Source organism: Pseudohalocynthiibacter sp. F2068 (assembly GCF_023015645.1).
Classification (GTDB): domain Bacteria; phylum Pseudomonadota; class Alphaproteobacteria; order Rhodobacterales; family Rhodobacteraceae; genus Pseudohalocynthiibacter; species Pseudohalocynthiibacter aestuariivivens.
This window is the reverse complement of sequence record NZ_JALKAK010000019.1, coordinates 85,463-92,625: the sequence shown is the minus strand read 5'-3', so window position 1 is coordinate 92,625 and position 7,163 is coordinate 85,463. Positions and strand designations below refer to the sequence as shown.

General features: G+C 55.2%; 5 protein-coding genes and 1 pseudogene. 1 reads left to right on the top strand and 5 read right to left on the bottom strand.

Annotation, left to right across the window (positions count from 1 at the left end; genetic code table 11):
- From MWU63_RS17975 to MWU63_RS17955, 5 genes and pseudogenes are all read right to left on the bottom strand, one after another.
- Positions 1-112, bottom strand: a pseudogene (locus MWU63_RS17975) (IS110 family transposase); the annotation flags it as partial.
- A 289-nt stretch (positions 113-401) separates the two neighbouring features.
- A complete protein-coding gene (locus MWU63_RS17970; protein WP_247079150.1) occupies positions 402-1,586 on the bottom strand; it encodes an acetyl-CoA C-acyltransferase in 1,185 nt (394 codons plus the stop codon).
- Positions 1,583-3,703, bottom strand: coding sequence for a 3-hydroxyacyl-CoA dehydrogenase NAD-binding domain-containing protein (locus tag MWU63_RS17965; RefSeq protein WP_247079147.1), 2,121 nt, complete (start codon positions 3,701-3,703; stop codon positions 1,583-1,585). The genes MWU63_RS17970 and MWU63_RS17965 overlap by 4 nt, the downstream gene beginning before the upstream one ends.
- Before the next feature lie 11 nt (positions 3,704-3,714).
- Entirely contained in the window at positions 3,715-4,401 is a 687-nt protein-coding gene (locus tag MWU63_RS17960; RefSeq protein WP_247079144.1) for a dimethylsulfonioproprionate lyase family protein, read from the bottom strand.
- Positions 4,398-6,002, bottom strand: coding sequence for a fatty acid--CoA ligase (locus tag MWU63_RS17955; protein ID WP_247079142.1), 1,605 nt, complete (start codon positions 6,000-6,002; stop codon positions 4,398-4,400). The genes MWU63_RS17960 and MWU63_RS17955 overlap by 4 nt, the downstream gene beginning before the upstream one ends.
- Before the next feature lie 234 nt (positions 6,003-6,236).
- Here MWU63_RS17955 and MWU63_RS17950 point away from each other — a divergent pair, with 234 nt between their 5' ends.
- On the top strand, positions 6,237-7,160 hold the full coding sequence (locus MWU63_RS17950) for a LysR substrate-binding domain-containing protein (protein WP_247079141.1): 924 nt from the start codon (positions 6,237-6,239) through the stop codon (positions 7,158-7,160).
- Positions 7,161-7,163 lie beyond the last annotated feature (3 nt).

Below are 7,163 nucleotides of genomic sequence, written 5' to 3'. Positions count from 1 at the left end.
GAACCTGTACCCTTCTAAGAGCCCGATTGAATGCAACCTCACCTTGATCATTGATACCGTGAATTTGAAAAACATTCTTAGCCAAATCTAGGCCGATTGTTGTAACCTGCATTGGGTGGCTCCTCTCATAAGCAGTTTATGACAACTGCACTATGGCGCATTGCGACGCCGGTTGATGCAGGAGCCATCCACCCCATCCGCTCTGCTGACCTTTGCGCACCGTGCAGCAAAGGTCAGCAGAGCGGACTTTTCGAACTTTCAATGCGGGTTCTCCAATGGCAGATATCTGCACATTGCGACCGCAACGAAAGACCGCGCGCGCAGAAGTAGGCCTTCGCAATTATCGGCTTTCTACTAATCTCGACCGGGCATAGGTGATTTTGGGCTCCTTCCTGCGGAATTCAGGTGACCTCGAACAACGCTGCAGCGCCCATGCCTCCGCCAACACACATGGAGGTCACCACGTATTTTACGCCACGACGCCTCCCCTCAAGCAGAGCGTGCCCGACTTGTCTCGCACCTGTCATGCCATAGGGGTGGCCGATGGAGATAGCTCCGCCGTTTACATTGTAAATCTCGGGGTCAATTCCAAGATGATCGCGGCAATAGAGAACCTGGCAAGCGAAAGCTTCGTTGAGCTCCCAAAGCCCTATGTCTCCGATACTGAGCCCTGCGTTCTTTAGTAACTTGGGTATGGCATATATCGGGCCGACCCCCATTTCTTCCGGTGCGTTGCCTGCAACGACCATGCCTCGGTAAATGCCAAGTGGCATGAGACCGTGCTGGTCAGCCATTTTCCGTTCCATCAGTACACAGGCCGAAGCCCCATCTGAAAGCTGACTTGCGTTGCCAGCGGTGATCACACCTCCTTCGACAACCGGGTTCAGAGCCGCGAGTGTTTCGGCCGTCGTACTCGGCCGGTTCCCTTCGTCTTTCGATAAGGTCACCTCTTCCGGAGTTTCCTCCCCGGTTTCGCGGTTCTTGACCCGTTTGGTCGAGGTAATCGGAACGATTTCGTCGTCGAAAGCGCCAGCCGCCTGTGCCCGTGCGGTCCGTTCCTGAGAAAGAGCAGCGTACTCATCCTGAGCCTCGCGGCTTATCCCATAAACTCGCGCCACATTTTCTGCCGTCATCAACATGGGCATGTAGGCATGCTCAGACTGAGCGATGACGTCCGGATCTTTTTCGTCTCCGGCCCATTTCAGATAAGCATTCTGAACCGCTGAAATGTTTTCCTGCCCACCGGCAACGGCGACGTTCTGTCCATCCACGATGATCTGTTTTGCAGCCGTCGCAATGGCCGTCAGCCCCGATGAGCATTGCCTGTCGATCGTCTGGCCTGCCACGGTGTTGGGAAGGCCAGCCGCAAGCGCGGACAACCGACCAACATTTAACCCGCCCGTTCCACCTGTCAGGACCGACCCGATGACGACATCTTCAATCGTTCCTGGGTCAACACCAGCGCGGTTAACCGCATGCGCAATGGCATGGCCCATCATGGTCGGTGACTTGATGTTGTTCAGCCCACCCTTGAAGGCGACTCCTATTGGTGTTCGAGCGGTCGAAACGATAACGGCTTCTCTCATGGTTTTTCCTTTTTGGCATTAAAGTGCCCAGCAAGTGTCATACCCTTGGAACCCAGTTCTTTCAGCAAACTCGCTGGGGTGAACCACATCTCGCCGTAGGCACCAAGCGACTGCCGATAGTGGTGCATTCTCTCCAGAACATGGCCCAAACCAATCTCATCGGCGAAGTGCATTGGACCCCCGCGCCAGTTCGGGAAGCCATAGCCATTGACCCAGATCAAATCACAATCACCGGGCCGCACCGCGATTTCTTCTTCAAGGATTAGAAAGCCCTCGTTGATCAAGGGATACAGGCACCGTTCAAGGACCTCCTGATCCCCGATTTGTCGGCGCGTCACGCCATGCCGTTCTGCCAATTTTGTGCTGATTTGAACAATCTCGGTGTCTTCAACCCGTGTTCGGCCCTCGTATATATAGCTTCCACGTCCGGTTTTCTGACCCAGTCGACCCAATTCAAAGAGTTTATCCTGAACTGCCTGGTATGTTGGATCATGTGCGATTTCACTTCGCCGTTCCTGGCGCACGCGGGCGCCCACATCGACCCCGGCCAGATCCGCCATCGCGTGAATGCCCATGGCCATGCCGAAGTTCTCAAGGACGTCATCCACGCGTTTCGGCGTCGCCCCCTCAAGCAGCATACGGGACCCCTCGCGGAAGTATGGCTCCAGCATCCGGTTTCCGACAAAGCCGTAGCAGACGCCAACCGTGACAGGGAGCTTTCGGATCTTCTTGGCAACCGTGATTGCCGTTGCAATGACGTCAGGAGCGGTCTTGGCGCCACGCACCACCTCCAGCAAGCGCATGACATTGGCCGGGCTGAAAAAATGGAGACCAATCACATCCTCCGGGCGGGACGTGACCGCAGCGATTTCATCAAGATCCAATGTCGATGTGTTCGAGGCCAGCATCGCGCCAGGTTTTGCGTGCCGGTCCAGGGCCTCAAAAATCTGGCGTTTGACAGTCATGCTTTCAAACGCCGCTTCAATGATCAGGTCAGCTTTCGCAAGGTCGCCGTAGCTGAGCGTCCCGGTGGCGTTGGCGGCGATTGCCTCTGCCCGATCGGCACTGAGCCGCCCTTTTTGGGCCGCACGCTGGAAATGCTCCCGGACCTTTTCCAGCCCCAGTTCGAGCGCGCCTTGCGTAGTTTCAAGAAGCGTGACCGGATACCCCGCCTGCAGAAAGGCAATGGCAATGCCGCGCCCCATTGTTCCGGCACCGATCACGGCAACCGATGAAATGCTACGTGGTCGGTCAGCACGGGTAACGCCCGGAGCCTTGGTGCATTCACGCTCTGCAAAGAACAGGTGCCGCCCCGCGCGCGATTGAGGTGTGTCGAGTAGTTCGGCGAAACCTGCCTTCTCTTGTACCAACCCCTCGGCCAGCGGCAACTCGCACGCGGCCTCGATGGATACCAAGCATCGTTCAGGGGCGACAAGGTTTTTGGACTTTGGTGCTTTCTGGTCTCGGAAACCCGCGAGAAACCCCTTTGGATCAGGGTGTGTGACGGTCATATCCGCGCAACTGCGTTTCGGATCGCCCTTATGGCTGACACGGGTGGCGAAACCCAAAACATGCGCACGAAAATCCTGGTCGTTCTCAAACAGCGCATCGACCAGCCCACACGACAGGGCATATTCGCCTTTCACCGGATCACCCGAGAGGATCATTTTCGTTGCCACTTCCAGCCCGGCAATCCTTGGCAATCTCTGGGTCCCACCGGCGCCGGGCAGCAGACCCAGCTTGATTTCGGGGAGGCCCATCACCGCATCCGGAGTGGCAACACGGTAGTCACAGGCAAGCGCGATCTCCAGAGCGCCTCCCATCGCGGCACCACCAATAGCCGCAACAACGGGTTTCCTGCACGCCTCAATCGCCAGACACAGGTCCGGTAGGTCGGGTTTGTCCCACACTTTCCCCGTGCGAAATTCCACGATGTCAGCACCTCCACAGAAGAGCGGCAGGGCTGAGCACAGAACGACAACCGCAATCTGGCCATCGGCTTCCAACTCGTGAATAGCAGAAGAAAGCGCCTGTCGCATCTTCTGGCCAAGTGCGTTCACAGGCGGGGCATTCAGTTCTACGAAAGCGACGTCACCCGTGCGTTCAATGGAAATCATGTTCGGCAACCTTAATTTTTCTCTTGGGCGAGATCTTTTTCGATCTCTGCCCAATCGTCGAAATGGATCACGTTGCAGCGTGAATTTACGTTCTCAAGCCAGACAAAGACCGAGATGAATGGCTGGTCATAGACACGGGTGGCATGTGGCTCGCCCGCTTCGTTCCAGATAAGCGACCCGGCCGGATAGTCCTGCCATTCGCCAGATTTGAACCGCCAGCCCGATTTTTCGGACAGGTTCAGGTATAATTCGGGCGCGTCGTGGTCATGGTCCCGATAAAGTGTGCGCGGTCCAAGCATGAATATGCCCAGGCTGAAGTCCGGATGGTGATATCCGCAAGCGTCAGGCCCGATGAGCAGAGTGTGCAGGTTGCACTTTGTGTATCCCTCCCCCAAATCAGCGCCGGGGGGATAGAACTGAGCGTTGTCTTCGCGCCAAACCAAATCATCTCTGGAGGCCGCCAGACAGCTTGCGATTTCGTGCAATTCGGGGGCCGCAATCCCGGCGATGGCGTCTTTCAGGATCTCATCATGCCTGGTTCCTTGAGGCGGAGTGTCAATGAGCCGGCTTTCGCACAGGTCCATGCCTGCCAGCTTTTTCAACGTGAGATCAACTCCGCACGCGTTACTGCGGCGAGTTTCCAAATACCTGATGATTGAATGGATGAGCGCCTGAATTCGGGACTGTTTGTCTGTCATGCTTTTATGTCCGAACGACTTGAAATATCTTGCCGAACGACCTTTTTGTCGAGTTTGCCGACGCTGGTTTTGGGAAGTTGCTCTACGAAAAAAATCTCGTCCGGAACCGCCCATTTCGAAAGCTCGCCAAGGCCGACACGTGACTGAATTTCTTCCATGACAACGTCGCGCACGAGGTCCGGGTCTGCATCTTTTGAAAGCTGAGCGACCAGAACCGGCCTTTCGCCCCACTTAGCATGAGGCAGTCCAATCGCAGCAACTTCTTCAATGCCGATGCAAGAAGATGCAAAGCCTTCAAGTGCCAGCGAGGATATCCATTCGCCACCGGTTTTGATCACGTCCTTGAGGCGGTCGGTGATCTGCAACGATCCATTCTCGCGGATATATCCAACATCCCCGGTGTGCAGATACCCACCCGACCAAAGCGCATCCGAGGCTTGCGCGTTGCCCAGATAGCCTTGTGTCAACCAGGGAGCTCGAGCAACAACTTCGCCGGTTGTTTCACCGTCATGAGGTACATCCTGCATATCAGGTGTCACAACGCGCAGATGGACAAGCGGGCCGGGAAAGCCGGTTTGCGCCTGTACCTCGGGATCATCGCTGGACAAATCCGCCACCGTTAGAAACGGACAGGTTTCGGACATCCCATAGGCTGCATGCAATGATATGCCCACCGTCGCAGCGCGGTCCTGCAGGCTCCGTGGCAAGGCAGCCCCGCCAATGATAACTTTCCATTGACTCAGGTCAGTTTGCCGGCAATCGGGATGATCAAGCACCATTGACAAAATGGTGGGCACGCAATGGGAAAAGGAGACACCTTCGGCCGCAATCAATCGCAGAATTGTATCAGGCGTGTAGCGACCGGGATAGACTTGACGCAGCCCCAACATCGTCGCGGCATAAGGAAATCCCCATCCATGGACGTGAAACAGGGGCGTCAGCGGCATGTAGACATCACCGCGATGAAATCCGCCGTTCCCGGGACATGCGCCAAAACCAGCGATCAGCCCTAATGTATGAAGCACCAGCTGACGGTGTGAATAACTTACCCCCTTGGGGTTGCCAGTGGTTCCGGTCGTATAGAACAGCGTGGCGGTTCGGTTTTCATCGAAGTCCGGAAAGTCAAAGTTGGACGGTGCATCCCCTGTCCAGTCTTCGTATCCTTCACCGTTTCCGATCGGGACAATGGTGATGTCCCGATCAAAGCCTGATTTGATTTCATCAATGAGCGGCATGAAATCCTGATGCACAATGATCAGGTCCGGCTCGCCGTGATTGATCGTGTAAAGAACCTGCGTGGGTGACAAACGTACGTTGATGGTGTGCAGGACCGCGCCCATCATCGGAACCGCGAAGAAACACTCAAGATAGCGGTGAGTATCCCAATCCATGACGCCGACGCGCATGCCTTCGCCAATCCCGCTGACCTTAAGGGTATTGGCAAGTCGCCCAATGCGTTCGTTGAGTTCAGCATAGCTCAGTCGCATATCGGTGCCGCTGACGATCTCTTGCGTGGCTGACACGAGCCTCGACCGTATCAACAATTGTTTGATCAGCAGTGGGTAGCCATATGCATTTGACGAAGGTAATGTGAGGGCCATGCAGGCGGAATCCTTGGGTTTCTTCGCCTGCCAATCTGGCACTTCTTATTGAGTTGAAGAATTGAAAGATTTTTGCTTTCATCAAGATTTTCTAACCGATTCATTCGCGTTGTAATTTGCGTTTCATCCTGTGAAAAGATAAAAATACAGATGACCATCTGGACTCACAGGTTCAGATGTCAGTTAATCCTGCTAAATGATGAGCGGGGTGCAATTCATCAAGGAGGCCCATTGGTGACTACCCATATGCCCACTTTGGTTTCGCTCCGCGCCTTTGAGGCGGTGGCGCGTCATAAAAGCTTCCGCAAGGCAGCCGACGAGATATGTGTGACGCACGCGGCGGTCAGCCACCAGATCAAAGCACTGGAAACATCAATCGGCGTTAAACTGCTGGAACGCACAAGCCGTTCGGTCGAACTGACACCGGCTGGGGAGCAATATTACCCGCCGATCCGCGAACACATTCAGGGAATCATCAAAGCCACGCGGCGCATCCAGACACCTGAGGAACCGGACGTGTTGCTCGTTCAGTCCTACGCAAGTTTCAACACGATGTGGCTACAGCCTAGATTGGCAGATTTTCTTCAAGATAACCCGGACACGCGCGTGCGCATTATTTCTACCTTTGAGGATGGTGATTATGACATGCACCGATTTGATGTAGGCGTGTTCAATGCGCCACCATTTGACAAACGGTTCGACTATAGCCCCTTTTTCGAAACTGATATCTACCCGGTTTGCGCGCCAGAGGCTTTGGGCTCGTCAAACGGTGGATTGCCGCTGGAAGAGCTAAGAAATTTCCAATTGTTGAGTGTCCCAAGCACATGGAATGAGCCGGATGACTGGGACTGTTGGTTGGATGCGGCAGGCTTAGACCGCGGCACTATGAAATTCGGCTCGATTTTCGACAATTACCCGCTTGTCCGTGAGGCTGTTCTGAACAATCGCGGGATCAGCGTCGCAAGGGCACCATTTTGCGCCCGTGATCTTGAAAGGGGGCGTCTGGTCAGACCGTTCGACATTACGGTGCCAGAGCCAGGCCGCTGGTATCTGGCGACGCAAAAAGAACGTGCACCCAACCCAAAGCTCGATACGTTTGTTGACTGGCTGTTCGAACACATCGAGGCCGACCCAACCATCCGGTTCTTCCGGGCCTGATCT

What these genes read in the sequence shown, in the direction of transcription:
- MWU63_RS17970 (WP_247079150.1), bottom strand. Translation starts at nt 1,586, where the DNA reads ATGAGAGAAGCCGTTATCGTTTCGACCGCTCGAACACCAATAGGAGTC.
- MWU63_RS17965 (WP_247079147.1), bottom strand. Translation starts at nt 3,703, where the DNA reads ATGATTTCCATTGAACGCACGGGTGACGTCGCTTTCGTAGAACTGAAT.
- MWU63_RS17960 (WP_247079144.1), bottom strand. Translation starts at nt 4,401, where the DNA reads ATGACAGACAAACAGTCCCGAATTCAGGCGCTCATCCATTCAATCATC.
- MWU63_RS17955 (WP_247079142.1), bottom strand. Translation starts at nt 6,002, where the DNA reads ATGGCCCTCACATTACCTTCGTCAAATGCATATGGCTACCCACTGCTG.